The organism is Clostridium sp. (genome assembly GCF_047718555.1).
In the GTDB taxonomy this organism is placed as follows: domain Bacteria; phylum Bacillota; class Clostridia; order Clostridiales; family Clostridiaceae; genus Clostridium_I.
The window spans coordinates 1-16,683 of sequence record NZ_JBDNRK010000078.1 but is presented as its reverse complement, the minus strand read 5'-3'; the positions used below and the strand labels follow the sequence as shown (position 1 = coordinate 16,683).

The window sequence follows — 16,683 nt, the reverse complement described above, 5'->3', positions numbered from 1 at the left end:
TTGAACTCCCACTTGAAGAAGTGGGAGACTTACGCCAAGTTAGTCAGGTTAAATTAATTATATGAGGAGATTTAAAATGAATTTTTGTCCGAAGTGTGGAGCAGCTGTGAAAGAAGAAGCCCAATTTTGCCAAAGTTGTGGGTACAATTTTAAATCTAAACTAAAGGATGAAATAAAAGCCCATGAATCTAAAACTTTAGATGAAACAAAAACTGATGAACCTCAAATTTTAAAAGATGATACTAATACACATACATCTAAGCAGAAGTTACAAAATATTAAATCTTTCTTGAATCAGAAGTTCCTAACAAATTCCTATGGTAAAGTATTAATTGCTGGAATCATTATTATCTGTATTCTTATAGGAGTATTTGTTTATGTTGGAAAAACAATCAGCGATCCTAAGAGAGTTGCTGCAGAATTTCAGAAGGCTGCAGCTAAAAATGATGCTGCGGCATTAAGCAAAACATTGTACACATCAGATGAAAGACTGAATTTAACACCAGATGCTGCAGCACCTCTTTTACAATCTTTTAAAACAATCCCATCGGAATTTTCAGATATCATCAGCAATTTAAATGCTCAGGCTGTAAATCTAAAGAATGGTGGAATAGAAAATCAAACATCTAATTTATATATCACAAAGGCAGGCAGCATATTGATATTCTTCCCGCAGTATAAGGTTGCAGTTAAGCCCACTTACATCACCATTACATCGGATGTGGAGGGGGCAGATGTCTTAGTAAATGGTAAAGAGATAACAAAAACAGACAGCAAGAATTTTTCAAAGCAAATAGGGCCATATATACCTGGAACCTACAGCATTGTTGGAAAGGCCAGTGGTGCTTTCGGAGATATGCACAATGAAACAAAAATAGATTCTCTAAATAGTAAAGATCAGTCTAATGCCATTGATGCTTTGAAGGGGCTTTACCTTCAGGTAAGTTCCAATTATAGTAATAATGAAGTGTACATTAACGGTAAAGATACCGGAAAGTCTGTAAATTCTGGAGATACAATTGGACCTGTGGCCTCTGGATCAAATATTTATGCCATTGCAAACGACAACGGAACTCAGATTAAAAGTTCCTATTCCAATCTTTCAGAGGAAGACAAGACAATTATCTTTGATTACTCTAAACAGGAAGATACAGTTCAGCAGCAGAGAAGTGACATCAGTGATATGGTTACTGGATACAGCTATGCTCTTGCCAATGCATTGACTTATGGAGACACAAGATTACTTGCAACATATATGTATCCTGGCAGTAAATTATTCAATCAACAAATGGCCAATGCAAAATCTTATTCTACAAGTAAAAATGGCTTTTATGAGCAATATGATTCTGCTGTTGTCAATTCATATAAACTAAATCCAGATGGTAAATCAGGTACAGTAGATACCACAGAAATATTTGATATAAATGAAAATACCAGTAATTATAATTCTCAGACAAGAACAAGAACTTTTGAAAATGTATATAAGTTTCAGTACAATGACACTGCACAAGCATTTCAATTGACTGAGCGTACAAGTGCTGTAGAAAAATAGACATTCAAATTTAAAATATAAATTTGGTAACAGACATTTTTTGGCAGATGCATATTATGTAAGTACAGTTAGATTAAACGAAGCAACAATAGTTAAATATATTAGAGAACAAGAAAAAAATGATAAGATAATGGATAAAATTACAACAAAAGAATTAGAAGACCCCTTTAGGGGTATGGTTAAGTAATCAATCCACAAAGGCTTGAATGTATGAAAGCCAGCGTCATTTAGGCGCTGGTAGTATTACACCCTTACTTCTGGATTCAATGTAAATAATAATTTTTATGTAGCTGTCTGGGCACTTATAAATATTAAAAATTGAAATATTAAGTATTTTACTGAATCAAAATGCATGAAAAATAAATTTACTTATAAATTCTATATATAATTAGTTGCATTTATATTTTTAAACTTAATATCTTAAATTGTAAATTATTTGAGTATTATCTTGATGATATTGTCACTGGGGGGATTTGCTATCTAATCTCAACTCCAACAGCGTCAGGATAAGTATAATTATGCATTTCTACTGTTCTTCCATCCCAATGTTGAGTTTGGTTTGAGAATGGGCCAGAGACAGTATTATACAAAGTATTACCTTTAGTTGGAAGCAACCAATTAAATATTGTTTTTATATTATTATTAAATGTTGGGTTATCATAAAATAGAGCAAAATAAACATTATTTCCATCTATTGTTATAATTCCGCATTCACCTTGTAATCTTTTATTTTCTGACCAATTCCAACCACCATATTGGTCTTTAAAGAAACCTAAACTTGGTAATCTACTTGCAAGTTCTGAACCACTCATACTTGTTGTAGGTTTAACTGGTGTTATAGGTGTTTTAGAAGGAATATTTATAGTCCTATTCAAAGAAATAGTATTACCAATATTATCTGTATATTTAACAGTTAAAGTATGCTTACCACTTGATAACTTTGAAGTATTTAATGAATAGTTAAATCCACTATTTGACATATTATAAAGTGGATATGCCTTTTTTACGTCAGGTCTATTAATACCTATTGAAGCATTTCCTTTATACTTTCCATCAAGTAATACTTGTATTTGTTTTGTTCCGTTAACACTTAATCCCCATCCACTTACATTAACGCTACTACCTACGTTCTGTAAATTTGCTGGAGAATCTATGTTTAATAGATCATTTGGTTTTGTGATTGCAACACTATTTGTTTTTACTGTACCATCATTACCTGTTGATTTTACTGTAATTGTATGTTTACCAAGTGGAATTTTATTCTTACTTACAGTTAAGTAATAACCACTGTTTGAAATCTTATATGCAGGGAACACTTTTGCTACATCAGGTCTTGATTGTCTTATTGAAGCAGCTCCAAGATAAGTTGTATCACAGTAAACTTCAACTTTTTTAACACCGGAAGTATCAAGTGACCATCCTGCTACTTTAAAATTTCCATTTACAATAAAGCTAGATTTTGGAGTATCTATATCAACCATTGATGGTAACTTGTTAATATTTATATTAACTGAGTTAGAGTTTGTAGTACCATCTTTACCTGTAGATTTTACAGTAACAGTATGAGAACCATAACCTATATTGCTAAAATTAATGACATAGTAGTATCCACTATTACTTTGTTTGTAAGAAGGGAATGCCCTTGCCACATCAGGTCTACTATCACCTATTCTGGCATTACCTTTAAACTTTCCATCAACTAGTATTTGTACTTGTTTAACACCGGATTTATTTAAAGCCCAGCCTGAAACTACAACATCATGATTAGCATTAGCACCTGATTTTGGTAAATCTATACAAGTTAATGCTGATAAATTCTGATTAGTACTTATAGCGTATACTACATTGGTATTATGTAGATAATCCTTTGATAAGAATGCAAAACTTCCCACAGCAAAAGCTATAATTAGAGCTGATATCTTCTTTTTATTCATAGTATTCCTCCTCTTTTTTATGATGATTTTTATAATAATATTAAGAAACTCATAAATTATTTAATATTAGATGATTGCCCAAAGGCTGATTAAGTTTACATATTTTTCTTAATATACATACAATATTAACATATTTGTAATAATTGTTTCAATATACGACATAAAAATACTTATAAATCATTAAATGAATATGAATATATTGCTTGAAAAAGACATAAAAGATAATTTATACAATATAAATAAAGGATTTTCTTATCTCCTATAGAAATATATAATAATTAAGCTATTTATTGAAAAGAGGTGAATTTTAGTGAGAGATTTTTGCTTATTGCATTGCACTTTCTCACTGAAGTTAAAAAATGAATAAAAAACTTGTTATTCTGCTATTAGTAGCATCAGCTTCCTTTGGAGCAACATTGCAAACTACATACACTTATGCATCTGCCCAGAATGATAGTGCAATTTTTGGTACGGCAAATACATTAGCGGCAGTAGGAAAAGTGAACTCATATACAACATATAAGTCAAAGGCTAAATCAGCACCATATTTAAAACCCTTGACCTGTATAGATACTCCAAGAGCAGGTTCATTTTTGAGTAAATCCACATTAATAGGTGGCTGGGCATTGAACAAGTCTGGAATAAAGGAAGTTCAAATTTTGGTTGATGGTAAATTTAAGGGAAGAGCAAAAATTGGAATTAGTAGACCAGATGTAGCTAAAGTTTATCCAGCTTACGGCAGCAAAACCAGTGGATATAACTATATTTTAAATTCAAGCAGTATAAGTCAAGGTTCTCATACCATTGCTGTTAAAGCTATAGGTAAGGATAATACTTCAAATACCAGCTTAGTGAAAATTAACGTAAATCGATTACCATCTATGGTAGATATAGATACTCCAACTTCTGGATTCAATGTAAATAACAATTTTAATGTGACCGGCTGGGCACTTAATGGCTCTGGAGTAAAGCAAGTGCAAGTCTACGTTGATAATACTCTAATTGGAAATGCCTCTACTGGAAGATTTAGACCAGATGTAGCCAAGGTCTTTCCAAAATACAATAATAAGAACAGTGGATATTCATTGACTATACCTAAAAACAGAATTCCTGTAGGAAACCATACAATAGTAGTTAGGGCAAATGGTAATGATGGAATTATAACTACTAATTCTGTTAAGATATCAAAACCAAAGGATCTATTATGTATAGATTCACCGCAGCAAGGACAATATGTTAAAAACAGCCTAACTATAGCAGGCTGGGCATTAAGTATTGAAAATATGAGACAGGTAAAAATATTGGTAGACAATAAATTTGTAGGAAATGCCTCTATAGGATTAAGCAGACCTGATGTGGCTAAGGCATATCCATTTTATCTTAAAGGTAATAGTGGTTTTAGATACAGTCTAGATGTGTCCAAGCTATCTAAGGGTAATCATACTATAACAGTAAGTGCCATAGATGTCAGTGGAAACACTGTATCTTCAAGTAAAACTATATCTACAGGGGCAGCAAAAGCAGTTGCTACTTCAACTCAAGGATCTGCAATGAAAGCACAGGCTGTCGTAAATTATGCGGAAACCTTTAAAGGAATAAAATATGTTTGGGCAGGAGAAAGCCCTAGCAGCGGTTTTGATTGTTCAGGGTTTACAAAGTATGTATATAATCACTTTGGCGTAAAGCTTCCTCATAATGCAGCAGAGCAATATAAGTATGGCAAGGCGGTAAATAAGAACAGCTTACAGCCGGGAGATCTAGTTTTCTTTGGAAAAACAGCTGCCAGCATATATCATGTAGGTATATACATAGGTGGAGGTAATTTTATAAATGCACCTAAGCCGGGAGATAAGGTAAAAATAACAGCACTCCGCTATATGCCTGATTATTATGGGGCAAGGAGACTAACAATTAAATAAAGCAGAAGAAAAAACATTTTGTTAACATATTTTAGTATTATAGAAAAGTTAGAGTGAAAGTTGTAGAATTAGGATGAAATAATTGAAGCAAGTTCTTAATTCAGGTGTGGATTCTTTTACCCCATCTGAATTTTACAGCTGCAAATGCATGGCTTACTTGGCGTTGAACTCCCACTTGAAGAAGTGGGAGACTTACGCCAAGTTAGTCAGGTTAAAATAGGGGGGAGGAATATAATGGTAATAGATTCTAGTTCTCAAGTAAACCAACTCAATGCATTAGAACAGCTGTCTGCTATGAAAAATAGTAATAATACAAGTGATAATAGCTCATTATTTGACACTATGCTTGAAAATCTTATTAACAGCACTAATAGTAGTAATGCTGCCAGTAATACAACTAATAATAGTACCACTAGCAATAGCAGTGAAGCTGTAAAAGGTGCTAGTAGTGTAAATGGCCTGGATTCTCTATCACAGTTGCAAGCACAAAAATTAAGTCAAATTGTTCAATTACAGGCTTTACAAAACGAAATGTCAAATATGTCTTACAGTGATAGCAGCAATAACGATTCCAATGATGGTAGCAGCATAGGCAGTATTTCAGGAAGCTCTGATAGTGATAGTATGTCGCAATTGATGAACACACTTATTCAGTCTATTGGACAAAATCAAAATACAAGCAGCAGTGCTTCAGCTGAAGATGCAAGCGGAAGTTATTTATCTCAAAGTATTTAATTTATTATGATTTGCATATAGAATATGTAAAAATATAAGGGGCTGTCGCATTACCATAAAAAAATATGCTAACGCGGCAGCGTTTTTTAGTGTTCTATAGAAAAATTCATGATATTTTAAGTCAAAATAAGTTTAATAATTCAAAAATGATGCACTTTAATAAGGCTTTGCTATTAAGGCTTTTTTTAATTTACAGAGCTTTTAAGATTTTAAAATCAAGCACTCTTTTTAAGTGGAAAAAGATGTGTCCCTGTTCTGCCTGACTGAATTTTATTATGTAGCTTATTCATGTTATGTGCCATTGCTAACAAAATACTTTCCGCCAAAACATTATTTTTACCTTTGCTTAGAAATCTGTGAAATCCCATATTCTGTTTTATCTCTCCAAAAGAACCTTCTACCTGAATGCTTCTATTCATTCTGAGTCAGCAACCTTCTTCGCTTACAATTCTCTCAAGGTTCTCTTTGCGGAGCATGTTAAATAGTTTTGAAGTTTCAAGATTTTTAACTTTCTCTTCTAATGGTGTTTTACAGTTATGTCCTTTTATACATTTACTCTTTTGATTGCAATTACTGCAATTCTCACATGTATAGATTGTTTTTTCACTTACATAACCAGTCTTGCTTTTTTTTTACTACTTTGTTTACAGGTATCTTCTTATTATTTTTGCAAATATAATAATCACCTAATTCATTATAATCCATGTTTTCTATTCGGCTTATATCATTCTTATATTTTCTTGTTTTAGATATTTCATAATTTGCTGGCTTAATATATGATAACTGTCCATTTTCTTTAATATAAACATAATTTTCTTCACTCTCATAACTTGAGTCTGCAGTTATTTTTAAATATCTAAAATACAAGAAGTTTTCCATGCTTTTTAGAAATGGAATGAACGTTGTGGTGTCCGCAGGCTGAATTATTATGTGGAATCATGTACTCAATATTTAGTGGAAGTTTCAATTGATAGTTTCCGCGATTTGAAGTATAATTTTTGTGTAAATCAATGTATTTAGGCATATATTAATTTTATCATAAATCTTTTACTCTTCCGAGTGGGAGGTTTATTTTTTATGAAAAAAACTGTCGCACTAATTTTTTAGTGCGACAGCTCCATAAATATAAGTTTTCAAAGTATATAGGATTCTGTGTCCAGGTATCTTCCATATTGAATCCACTTGATTTTAAGTCTCTAAACATCTCTTCTATGATGAATTTTTTTATATTCTTTGACAGCTTTTTTACTATCCATATTAGTAACTATATACCATGAATCTTCTGCTTTACATACTGCTAAGTTACATTTGTATTCATGGAAATAGGTCAAATCTAAAGATGGATATGTATGAATTAGTTCAAATAGTAAATAAGAAGTTGATTGGATTAAAGAATTATTATAATCTTAAATATGCAAAAGAGCATTTAAATAGTATAGACTGGTATGCTACTGAAAAATTTACCATTTGGTATAATCACAAGAAACAAAGATGACCACGTCATAGAGGCTTGAAGGAGGTAATAAATAAATTAAAGGAAAGAAATTAGTGAAACTAGCGACCTAAACAGTTGAATGTCTTAGAAAGAAGAATATCAGGAAGCCGTATGTGAGAAAACCGCATGTACGGTTTGATGAGGGTTTGAAGGAAAACAAGGTTTTCCTTCAAACTACTCTACTATCTTTTCTTAAATCTTTAAGAGTCTCTTCTTCCTCAATAAAATCCATCATTATAATCCTCTAAGTATACAATAATGAATTTTTTTAAAAATATTACAATATTCATTATTGTGTATTGTATTTCTATTGTGAATTAGCTTCAATACCATTCTTACTTATTAAAATTTTATTTTTCAGATTTAATTTTAATAGACAAAAATCTAATAAATATTTAAGAGTTATTGGTACTAATACTCCACACAATGTGTATAGTATCCACCATCCCTTGTTTCCATTTATAACAGGATATGTAGCGAGCATATATAATGGATATTTATAAACTATTATCTGTATTAAATTAATTATTTTAAAACTAAAAAAATGAAGTCCCATTATACAAAGTGTATTTGCACCAATATATTTTAATATTTTAAAATTCTTATAATTATATTTTTTAGATATATAAATAATCATATATATACCTAAAAGAGCGTCAATAATAAAAAGTATTGGACTAGTATATAAGTTTTTAACCATGTCAACTTTTACGTAATAAGTACTTATGTAAATTAATATAGCAGATGTTGCAGCGCCTATAACATTAAATCTGATTTTGTATTCGTATTTTTTAAACAAATAACCAAAGTAATAGATTGGCATGGCAACTAAAGATGTATCTATTTCTCTTGGCAATATTATGCTTTTTCTAATAAGTATATTAGCTAAAATAGAAATACAAGAAATTATAATAAATTTTATTATTTCTTTATTTATATTAATTTTTTTTAAAATGTAGTCTAACAACATAAATATTACCGTAACTGTAAAAAGGCTTGCACAAAACCATAAAGCTCCTGTCAATTGTTCTGAACTGCCAAAAGTGATAATGCTAAAACCTCTCTTAACAAATTCTTTTAAACTATATCGACTAATGCTATTATCTTTATAAATGATTTTGTCACTATAAATGTAAAATTTGAAAAGCAGATTATGTATTATAAGAAATATAAGTTCATACTTAATGAAAGGCAAATATAATCCTTTTAATTTTCTTATAATATATTTAATTGGATTTTTACTATTGGTATCTTTATAAAAATAACCAGATACAAAATAAAACAAAGGCATGTGAAATAAATAAACAAATGCTGTTATAGGAGAAGCACAATGCCCCATAACAACAGCTATAATCCCATATGCCTTTGCAATGTCCATATATTCAACTTTATTTTTCATTTTATCCCCCTCATATTATACATTATTTGTAATTATATCACATATGCCTATAATTTAATAGGAGATTTTCTCTTAAAATCAGAGTAAACGCATGAAAAATAATATTTTATTATATTTGGAAATGTAATGAATATTATTTTTCAACAATTTTTAACATAATATAAAAGGAAATATTTGTAGATAATCAAATAGTCCTTATTACAGGATATATTCCGTGACATCAAAAATAAGCCCAATTTTATTAAGCTAAAAATGCGTTTTTTACAACTAAATCAAGAAAGGCTTCATTTGTCATTGATTCAGCCCTTTTCCTTGGGCCACTCATTGTTTTTCAGTTTCTATATTTCTAAGTATATTAAGTGTAAATTTCCTAAGTAGTGATAAATTCTGAGGACTATTTTCTTTCCTAGTTTTATTAGAATCTTCATCAAAAGCTACATCAAGTAACCAATTCTGATATTCCCACATGTTGTCACATTGGAAAATTACTTCAGCAACTATTTTTATAAAATGTGTTCTGGTATCCAATTCAGTGGCTAATGTCATTGTACTTGTAACATTTAAGATGGTATACGTACCACCATCAACACTAATCGCTATATAATTATCATAAGATGAACTTTCATATCATCAGTATCTGCCTGAAAAATAATGCTGTGTCCTAAAACTGTATATAAAATCCTTTATATATATCATTTGTATTCATGATAAAGCCGTGCTTGTTATAGCAGTATTTACCACCGTTATTTCTATTTTATTAATAATTAAATTACCGTTTATTATATATATTTTTAATCTTTTCCCTGAAGCGTTTCTAATAACAGCAATAAAACTTTCATCAGTCTTTTTAACTTTTAATTCTAGCACTTTTCCACTTGTATTTGTAACTAAAAGTAATGCTTTATTTACGACAATATCTCCATTTGATAAGATTAATTCTTTATTTGCATTTACTACCGCACTAGCCCTATTTTTAACTTGATAAATATCTTGTCCGTTTATACTCCCAAAAGGTATATTAATAAAATTATTATAAAAATTTTCAGGATTTTGTATATGCACTTTGGTTAATAACGCATTGGATGCTTTTTCTTTCTTCATATTCCCCAAGGCCGACAATAAAAAATTTAAACATAAAAGCATAATTAGATGTAATTATAACAAAAATAACTACTATAATCACACTACTAAATTTTTTATAGTTGACTTTTATAGAATTTATCGGCTCTATTAGCAACTATATAATTAATAGACAAATCATAATGGTTGTTGATATTATGTATATTAAATAGATTTTAACTTAATATAATTATTACTTCAAATCTCCTTCGAATATAAACTGATGAAGATCCGCGATATTCCCCTCTCTGTTCCAATCTAAATAAAATACACCATTTATCATTCTATTAGTGCTGTAACCAGGCTTGTTATCTGGAATTCTAAATTGTTCCATTGTGTTTATCTTATTCATTAATACATAGGAGGTATCTGCAAGAATATCTGTCTTTGATAGAGAAGTTTCAACATCGGAAAGAATAGTATCCAGGGTACTGGAGGCTTGGGTCAGACTCATAGAGGAAATCTTATTAAAAACCTGAGTTAAAACGGTTCTTTGTCTTTCAGTTCTCTCAAAATCTCCATCACCTACATATCTTATTCTGGCATAACCTAAGGCTTGAATACCACTTAAATGCTGCATGCCGCCGTGAGTTAAATAGGGAGGGGTTATTTTTTCAAGTTTTGCCACTTCGGTTATATAACCATTAAGAACCTTTACTTCAGCATCGGAAACATTTATGTCTACACCGCCAACGGCATCTACAATTTTATCAAAATGGGTGAAATCTACCTTTACAAAGTCTTTTATGTTCATATTTAAATTTTCATTTACTACCTTTAAAGACAACTGAGGACCACCATAGGCATAGGCATGGGTAAGTTTGTCCTGAGATTTGCTGCCTACATTATTCATAAGCATATCTCTCATTAGAGAAGTTATCTTTATCTTTTTATGAGCCTTATCAAGAGTTAGAATCATCATGGAATCGGAACGTCCAGGATCTGTAGCTGCATCCCTTGTGTCTATGCCAAGAAGTAAAATGTTAATATAATTATCATCAAGTTTTTTAGTATTATCAGTATCACTGTTAAATTTTTTTGTATCTATACCAAGATCAGCAGCATTTTGTGATATATTTGTAGTTCTCACTTTGGATAATTTACTGATAACAGTCCAGTATGCACCTATCCCTACAGATATTATAAATACAAGTATTAGTATTACAGGTATAAAAATCTTCTTCTTTTTCATGAATTTCCTCCAAAAGATTATATTTTGTTGTTAAATAATTATTAATATTTATCATATATGCTGGGGGAAAATGTGTCAATAAGATGATAAAAATGTAATTATATATAGTAATAATTAAGAATTATGTTATATTTATATGAATTTACTAGAAAAATAATAAATGTAAACATGTAGAAAATAATCTAATTCATTAGACAAATTACAAAATTATTAATATAATATATAATCAAGAAGATAAAAATTAAGTTTATGTTAGTAAATTTAATAATTTTAATTATAATTTAAAAAACATATGACACTAAATACCATATTTCCTTGTATACTTCCTAAAATGATAGTATAATGGTTACATATATGAATGAAAAGTTAATAAAAAATTATTGATTATAAATAAAAGATTCAGTTCTATTTAATATAGATATTCAATTCAGAAGTAATTATAATGGAAAGAGGAGGAATTTAATTGCAGAATTTGGAATTGAGTGAAGATATAGATAACAAAATAAAATACAAACTTGAAGCTAGTTGCCCAAAAACTAAGAAATCATATCTATTTTTCAAAAGAAGTTTTGATATCATAAGTTCATCGTGTGCAATAATAGTATTTTCACCAGTATTAATAATAATATCTATATTAGTAAAATGTGATTCTAAAGGCTCAGTGTTTTTTGCACATAAGAGATTGGGTAAGAATGGTAAAATTATTGGGGTATTTAAATATAGAACCATGGTTCAAAATGCTGAAGATTTATTAAAAAAACTTACGCCTGAACAAAAGAGAGAATATGAAACAAATTTCAAGTTAGAAAATGATCCTAGAATAACAAAAATTGGACAATTTCTTAGAAAAACAAGTCTTGATGAATTACCACAATTATTCAATATATTACTTGGAAACATGAGTGTAGTTGGTCCAAGGCCTATAGTTGAGAAGGAACTAAATAAGTATGGAGATTTTTCAGACAAGCTATTATCTGTTAAACCAGGGCTAACCGGAAATTGGCAGGCAAATGGAAGAAGTGACACTACATATGAAGAAAGAGTTAAGTTAGATATAGAATATATAAATAACCGCAACTTTTGGTATGATATAAAAATTATATTGAAAACAGTCATAACCGTTTTAAGACGTGAGGGAGCCAGATAGGATAAGTATTATTAATACTTATATTTTTAGATGAAAATAGTATTATGATTATTTACATATAAACTAGGAGGGCAATTAGATGAAAATAGTTGTAGCAGGAACTGGATACGTAGGACTTGTAACAGGAGCTTGCTTATCAGAAGTAGGACACAATGTAACTTGTGTGGATATTGATACAAAAAAGGTTCAACTTATGAAAGATGGCATTTCACCAATATATGAACCAGGTTTAGATGAATTATTGAAGAGAAACTATAGTGAAGGTAGACTTGATTTTACTACAGATTATAAGAATGCATATCATGATGCTGATGTAATATTTATAGGAGTAGGTACTCCAGAAAAGGCAGATGGATCAGCAAATTTAGATTATGTTTATATAGTAGCAAGACAAATTGCACAAAATGTAACTAAAGATTGCCTGGTTGTAGTTAAATCTACAGTGCCTATAGGTACTAATGATGAAGTGGAAGAATTCCTTAAAGATAACCTTATTAATAATGTAAACATAGAAGTAGCATCTAACCCGGAATTTTTAGCTCAAGGTACAGCAGTTAAGGATACACTCTATGCTAAACGTATTGTAGTAGGAGTAGAATCTGAGAATGCAAAGAATGTTATGAAAGAAATCTACAATAGATTTAATCAGCCTATCGTAGTTACAGATAGAAGAAGTGCAGAAATGATAAAATATGCATCAAATGATTTCCTTGCACTAAAGATTTCTTTTGTAAATGAAATTGCAAATCTTTGTGAACTGGTAGGTGCAAATATAGAGCACGTAACAGAAGGCATGTCTTATGATCCGCGCATTGGAGACAAATTTCTGAAAGCTGGTATTGGATACGGTGGTTCCTGTTTCCCTAAGGATACAAAAGCACTTCATTGGTTAGCAGATGGTCATGGTTATGAAGTAAAAACAGTTAAGGCTACTATAGATGTTAATGAAAATCAAAAATTCAAATTGATAAGAAAAGCAAAACAGAAATGCAAGATATTAAAAGGGTTAAAGGTGGCAGTGCTTGGACTTACTTTTAAACCAGGTACAGATGACCTAAGAGAAGCACCATCCATTCCAAATGTAAAAATGCTTTTAGAAGAAGGAGCAGAAATAGTTGCCTATGATCCAGTGGGAGAAGAAAACTTTAAAAAGTTATTTCCTATGGAAATAACTTATGTACAAGATCCTAAAGAAGCATTAAGAGATGCTGATTTAGCCTTTATTTTCACTGAATGGAAGGAAATTACTGAAATAAGTTTAAATAGATATAGAGAATTAATGAAAAAACCTGTAATATTTGACGGTCGTAACTGTTATAGTCTGGAAGAGGCAGAAAAAGCAGAGGTAGAATATTACTCAATTGGAAGACCAGCAGTGAGAGATTAAAGGTTGTATATATTGGGGGGATTGAGAATGTTATGTGCATTAATAATGGCTGGTGGTAAAGGTGAGAGATTTTGGCCTCTTTCTACTGATGAAAAGCCAAAGCAGTTTTTAAAGCTATTAGGTGAAGAAACAATGATACAGATGACTGTAAATAGACTGAAGGAGTTAATTCCTATAGAAAGAATATTTGTAGTCACAGGAGAAAGATACATAAATTTGGTAAATGAACAGTTACCTGAGCTCCCTAATGGAAATATAATAGTGGAACCTATAGGGAAGAACACAGCACCCTGCATAGCATTATCGGCTTTTCAAATTGAAAAGTACTATGAAGATGCCACTATTGCAGTATTGCCATCAGATCATCTCATTAGAAATGAAGATGAATTTAGAAATGTTATAGCAACAGCAGATTGTTTTATAGAAGAAAATAAAGATTCTATTGTAACTTTAGGAATGAAACCAGATAGAGCAGAAACGGGTTATGGATATATTAAAACTGATAAAACTAACTCTATTGTAAATGGGTTAAAGGTAAAAAATGTTGACATGTTTGTAGAAAAGCCAAATCAGGAAAAGGCAGAGGAATATTTGAAAAATGGAAATTTTCTTTGGAATGGCGGCATGTTTGTTTGGAAGGCAAAGAACATTCTAAGGCTTACAGAAAAATATCTTAGGAATACATATAACGTACTTAAGGAAATAACTTGTACATCAGAGAAAAAATATGAAGAAAAGTTAAAAAATAACTATAATTTAGTCGACAGCGTTTCAATAGATTATGCTATAATGGAAAAAGCAGAAAACATATATGTTATACCAAGTGAATTTGGATGGGATGATGTAGGAACTTGGTATTCTGTAGAGAGATATAGAGATAAAGATGAAAATAACAATGTTTGTGTAGGAAATATTATTAATATAAATAGTAAAAATAATATAATTGTGGGAAATAATAAGCCAGTTATAATATCTGGATTAGATGATATATTTGTAGTGGAAAGTGATGATGTTATTTTGATAGGGAAGAAAGAGGATATTAAGGATATAAAGGAAATAAAAAAGACAGTTCTATGATTGGAGTTGGAAATGTGAAAGTAGCTTTAGTACATGATTGGTTAACAAATATGGGGGGAGCAGAAAGGGTTGTAATAAATTTTAAAGAAATTTACAAGGATTCCCCTATATATACAACACTCTATAATCCGGAAAAATTAGATGATGAACTTAAAAATACTGATGTAAGAACATCATTTTTGCAGAATGAAAAAAATCTAAAAAAAGGACATCAAAGTTTATTACCCTTTATGCCAATGGCCTTTGAAAGTTTTGATTTAAATGAATATGATGTTGTATTAAGCAGCAGTTCTTCTTGTGCTAAAGGCGTGGTAACAAATCCAAACTCTATGCATGTATGCTACTGCCATACTCCAATGAGATATAGTTGGGAATTTTATTATGAGTATGCGAATAACTGGGATATGAAAAAGATAAAAAAGAATATGCTTAAATATTTTATTAACTATATAAGAGTATGGGATAATGTATCTTCTAATAGAGTAGACTATTTTATTGCAAACTCTCAAAATGTGGCAAGGAGGATTTGGAAACATTATAGAAGAGAAAGTGTAGTTATACATCCGCCTGTTAGATGCAAATTGTTTAATATTAGTGACATAGATGAAGACTATTTCTTAATACTATCTAGATTAGTTCCATATAAGAAGGTAGATTTAGCTGTTAAAGCATTTAATGAGTTAGGATTACCTTTAGTAGTAATAGGTGATGGGGTAGAAAGACAGAAATTAGAATCTATGGCTAAAGACAATATTAAGTTTTTGGGTAGGCAACCAGATAGTGTAATAAAAGAATATTATTCAAAATGTAGAGCTTTTTTATTTCCTGGAGATGAAGATTTTGGTATAACCCCATTAGAAGCTCAAGCAAGTGGACGACCTGTAATTGCATTTGGAAAAGGTGGGGCACTTGAAACTGTGGTAGAAAATGAATCTGGAGTTTTCTTTGAAAAACAAACTGTAGAGAGTTTAAAGTATGCAGTTAAGAAGTTTGAAAATATTAAATTTGATAAGCAGATTATTAGAAAACATGCGGAAGAATTTGATGAAGATATATTTAAACAAAAGATAAATAATTTCATAAATAATAAATATGAAGAATTTAAAAAAAATAATAAGTGGAAGGTACTATAATGAAACAAGTTGTATTTAATGCATTACAGACTTCGTTAAGTGGTGGAATTGGCAGATATAGCTACGAATTAGCTAAGGAAATGTATAAATTAGATAGAATAGATTTGAAAATTGTAATTAGAGAAGAAGATAAAAATTTATTTGATTTTGCTAAACAAGATGATTTAATAATAGCTAAAGGAATAAAGGATAGTAAAAGCAGAAATTATTATGAACAGCTTAAATTACCTAAATTAATACATGAACTATATCCAAAAGCTATAATACATTATCCGGATAGTATGGCACCATTGCTAGCAAAAAATAAAGTTATAATTACAATTCATGATCTGGCGTTTAAAAGTTTGAAAAATGCTTTTACTTGGAAAACGGTATTGTGGAAAAGTTTTATGACGAAGTTATCTATTAAAAAGGCATATAAAATAATAGCAATAACAAATTTTGCTAGAGATGAAGTTTTGAAGCATTATAATATAGAGACTGACAAAGTTGATGTAGTGTATAATGGATTTAATGATTTTTCTAAAGAACAAATAGAATATAAGAATATATCAAAAAAAATTTTAAATTTAAAAAATAAAGAATATATTTTAA

General features: G+C 30.1%; 17 protein-coding genes and 1 pseudogene. 10 read left to right on the top strand and 8 right to left on the bottom strand.

Going from position 1 to position 16,683, the window contains the following annotated elements; translation table 11 throughout:
- The first annotated feature begins 61 nt into the window (after positions 1 to 61).
- Positions 62 to 1,552, top strand: coding sequence for a zinc ribbon domain-containing protein (locus ABF633_RS19260; RefSeq protein WP_415526081.1), 1,491 nt, complete (start codon positions 62 to 64; stop codon positions 1,550 to 1,552).
- Positions 1,548 to 1,739, top strand: a pseudogene (locus ABF633_RS19255) (IS200/IS605 family transposase); the annotation flags it as partial. The gene ABF633_RS19260 and the pseudogene ABF633_RS19255, both read left to right, overlap by 5 nt.
- A gap of 289 nt (positions 1,740 to 2,028) precedes the next feature.
- Here ABF633_RS19255 and ABF633_RS19250 read toward each other — a convergent pair.
- Positions 2,029 to 3,486: an Ig-like domain-containing protein gene (locus tag ABF633_RS19250; RefSeq protein WP_415526079.1), complete on the bottom strand. Its 1,458-nt coding sequence runs from the start codon at positions 3,484 to 3,486 to the stop codon at positions 2,029 to 2,031.
- 359 nt (positions 3,487 to 3,845) lie between these two features.
- Between ABF633_RS19250 and ABF633_RS19245 the strand changes: the two genes are divergently transcribed.
- Together ABF633_RS19245 and ABF633_RS19240 are read left to right on the top strand one after the other, a co-directional pair.
- Positions 3,846 to 5,405 carry an NlpC/P60 family protein gene (locus tag ABF633_RS19245; RefSeq protein WP_415526077.1) on the top strand — a complete coding sequence of 520 codons (1,560 nt, stop codon included), beginning with the start codon at positions 3,846 to 3,848 and terminating at the stop codon, positions 5,403 to 5,405.
- Between the two features lie 234 nt (positions 5,406 to 5,639).
- Entirely contained in the window at positions 5,640 to 6,140 is a 501-nt protein-coding gene (locus ABF633_RS19240) for a hypothetical protein (RefSeq protein WP_415526075.1), read from the top strand.
- Between the two features lie 215 nt (positions 6,141 to 6,355).
- Here ABF633_RS19240 and ABF633_RS19235 read toward each other — a convergent pair whose 3' ends face one another.
- The 3 genes from ABF633_RS19235 to ABF633_RS19225 form a co-directional block, all read right to left on the bottom strand.
- The gene (locus ABF633_RS19235; protein ID WP_415526073.1) at positions 6,356 to 6,559 is read right to left on the bottom strand and encodes a transposase; all 204 of its coding nucleotides are present in this window, start codon (positions 6,557 to 6,559) and stop codon (positions 6,356 to 6,358) included.
- A gap of 184 nt (positions 6,560 to 6,743) precedes the next feature.
- On the bottom strand, positions 6,744 to 7,019 hold the full coding sequence (locus tag ABF633_RS19230) for a hypothetical protein (protein ID WP_415526071.1): 276 nt from the start codon (positions 7,017 to 7,019) through the stop codon (positions 6,744 to 6,746).
- A complete protein-coding gene (locus ABF633_RS19225) occupies positions 6,997 to 7,164 on the bottom strand; it encodes a hypothetical protein (protein ID WP_415526069.1) in 168 nt (55 codons plus the stop codon). The genes ABF633_RS19230 and ABF633_RS19225 overlap by 23 nt, the downstream gene beginning before the upstream one ends.
- Positions 7,165 to 7,413: 249 nt before the next feature.
- Between ABF633_RS19225 and ABF633_RS19220 the strand changes: the two genes are divergently transcribed.
- On the top strand, positions 7,414 to 7,635 hold the full coding sequence (locus tag ABF633_RS19220) for a group II intron maturase-specific domain-containing protein (RefSeq protein WP_415526067.1): 222 nt from the start codon (positions 7,414 to 7,416) through the stop codon (positions 7,633 to 7,635).
- Positions 7,636 to 7,942: 307 nt separating this feature from the next.
- Here ABF633_RS19220 and ABF633_RS19215 read toward each other — a convergent pair whose 3' ends face one another.
- The 4 genes from ABF633_RS19215 to ABF633_RS19200 all read right to left on the bottom strand — a co-directional run bounded on the left by ABF633_RS19215 (position 7,943) and on the right by ABF633_RS19200 (position 11,345).
- Positions 7,943 to 9,034: an acyltransferase family protein gene (locus tag ABF633_RS19215; protein ID WP_415526065.1), complete on the bottom strand. Its 1,092-nt coding sequence runs from the start codon at positions 9,032 to 9,034 to the stop codon at positions 7,943 to 7,945.
- Between the two features lie 321 nt (positions 9,035 to 9,355).
- Positions 9,356 to 9,580 carry a hypothetical protein gene (locus ABF633_RS19210; RefSeq protein ID WP_415526063.1) on the bottom strand — a complete coding sequence of 75 codons (225 nt, stop codon included), beginning with the start codon at positions 9,578 to 9,580 and terminating at the stop codon, positions 9,356 to 9,358.
- 156 nt (positions 9,581 to 9,736) lie between these two features.
- The gene (locus ABF633_RS19205; RefSeq protein WP_415526061.1) at positions 9,737 to 10,135 is read right to left on the bottom strand and encodes a hypothetical protein; all 399 of its coding nucleotides are present in this window, start codon (positions 10,133 to 10,135) and stop codon (positions 9,737 to 9,739) included.
- Positions 10,136 to 10,346: 211 nt separating this feature from the next.
- Positions 10,347 to 11,345, bottom strand: a complete 999-nt coding sequence (locus tag ABF633_RS19200; protein WP_415526059.1) for an LCP family protein — start codon at positions 11,343 to 11,345, stop codon at positions 10,347 to 10,349.
- 463 nt (positions 11,346 to 11,808) lie between these two features.
- On the opposite strand from ABF633_RS19200, the gene ABF633_RS19195 reads away from it, so the two are divergent.
- The 5 genes from ABF633_RS19195 to ABF633_RS19175 form a co-directional block, all read left to right on the top strand.
- Complete coding sequence (locus ABF633_RS19195) at positions 11,809 to 12,492, top strand: sugar transferase (RefSeq protein ID WP_415526057.1); 684 nt, start codon at positions 11,809 to 11,811, stop codon at positions 12,490 to 12,492.
- A 79-nt stretch (positions 12,493 to 12,571) separates the two neighbouring features.
- Entirely contained in the window at positions 12,572 to 13,879 is a 1,308-nt protein-coding gene (locus ABF633_RS19190) for a UDP-glucose dehydrogenase family protein (RefSeq protein ID WP_415526055.1), read from the top strand.
- A gap of 27 nt (positions 13,880 to 13,906) precedes the next feature.
- The gene (locus ABF633_RS19185; RefSeq protein ID WP_415526053.1) at positions 13,907 to 14,956 is read left to right on the top strand and encodes a mannose-1-phosphate guanylyltransferase; all 1,050 of its coding nucleotides are present in this window, start codon (positions 13,907 to 13,909) and stop codon (positions 14,954 to 14,956) included.
- A gap of 14 nt (positions 14,957 to 14,970) precedes the next feature.
- Entirely contained in the window at positions 14,971 to 16,089 is a 1,119-nt protein-coding gene (locus ABF633_RS19180; RefSeq protein WP_415526051.1) for a glycosyltransferase family 4 protein, read from the top strand.
- Positions 16,089 to 16,683: glycosyltransferase (locus ABF633_RS19175; protein WP_415526049.1), on the top strand; the 595-nt coding region annotated here is incomplete at its 3' end. The genes ABF633_RS19180 and ABF633_RS19175, both read left to right, overlap by 1 nt.

Excerpts from the sequence above, each read along its gene's own strand:
- ABF633_RS19260 (WP_415526081.1), top strand. The coding sequence starts at position 62 with ATGAGGAGATTTAAAATGAATTTTTGTCCGAAGTGTGGAGCAGCTGTG.
- ABF633_RS19250 (WP_415526079.1), bottom strand. The coding sequence starts at position 3,486 with ATGAATAAAAAGAAGATATCAGCTCTAATTATAGCTTTTGCTGTGGGA.
- ABF633_RS19245 (WP_415526077.1), top strand. The coding sequence starts at position 3,846 with ATGAATAAAAAACTTGTTATTCTGCTATTAGTAGCATCAGCTTCCTTT.
- ABF633_RS19240 (WP_415526075.1), top strand. The coding sequence starts at position 5,640 with ATGGTAATAGATTCTAGTTCTCAAGTAAACCAACTCAATGCATTAGAA.
- ABF633_RS19235 (WP_415526073.1), bottom strand. The coding sequence starts at position 6,559 with ATGAATAGAAGCATTCAGGTAGAAGGTTCTTTTGGAGAGATAAAACAG.
- ABF633_RS19230 (WP_415526071.1), bottom strand. The coding sequence starts at position 7,019 with ATGGAAAACTTCTTGTATTTTAGATATTTAAAAATAACTGCAGACTCA.
- ABF633_RS19225 (WP_415526069.1), bottom strand. The coding sequence starts at position 7,164 with ATGCCTAAATACATTGATTTACACAAAAATTATACTTCAAATCGCGGA.
- ABF633_RS19220 (WP_415526067.1), top strand. The coding sequence starts at position 7,414 with ATGAATCTTCTGCTTTACATACTGCTAAGTTACATTTGTATTCATGGA.
- ABF633_RS19215 (WP_415526065.1), bottom strand. The coding sequence starts at position 9,034 with ATGAAAAATAAAGTTGAATATATGGACATTGCAAAGGCATATGGGATT.
- ABF633_RS19210 (WP_415526063.1), bottom strand. The coding sequence starts at position 9,580 with ATGACATTAGCCACTGAATTGGATACCAGAACACATTTTATAAAAATA.
- ABF633_RS19205 (WP_415526061.1), bottom strand. The coding sequence starts at position 10,135 with ATGAAGAAAGAAAAAGCATCCAATGCGTTATTAACCAAAGTGCATATA.
- ABF633_RS19200 (WP_415526059.1), bottom strand. The coding sequence starts at position 11,345 with ATGAAAAAGAAGAAGATTTTTATACCTGTAATACTAATACTTGTATTT.
- ABF633_RS19190 (WP_415526055.1), top strand. The coding sequence starts at position 12,572 with ATGAAAATAGTTGTAGCAGGAACTGGATACGTAGGACTTGTAACAGGA.
- ABF633_RS19185 (WP_415526053.1), top strand. The coding sequence starts at position 13,907 with ATGTTATGTGCATTAATAATGGCTGGTGGTAAAGGTGAGAGATTTTGG.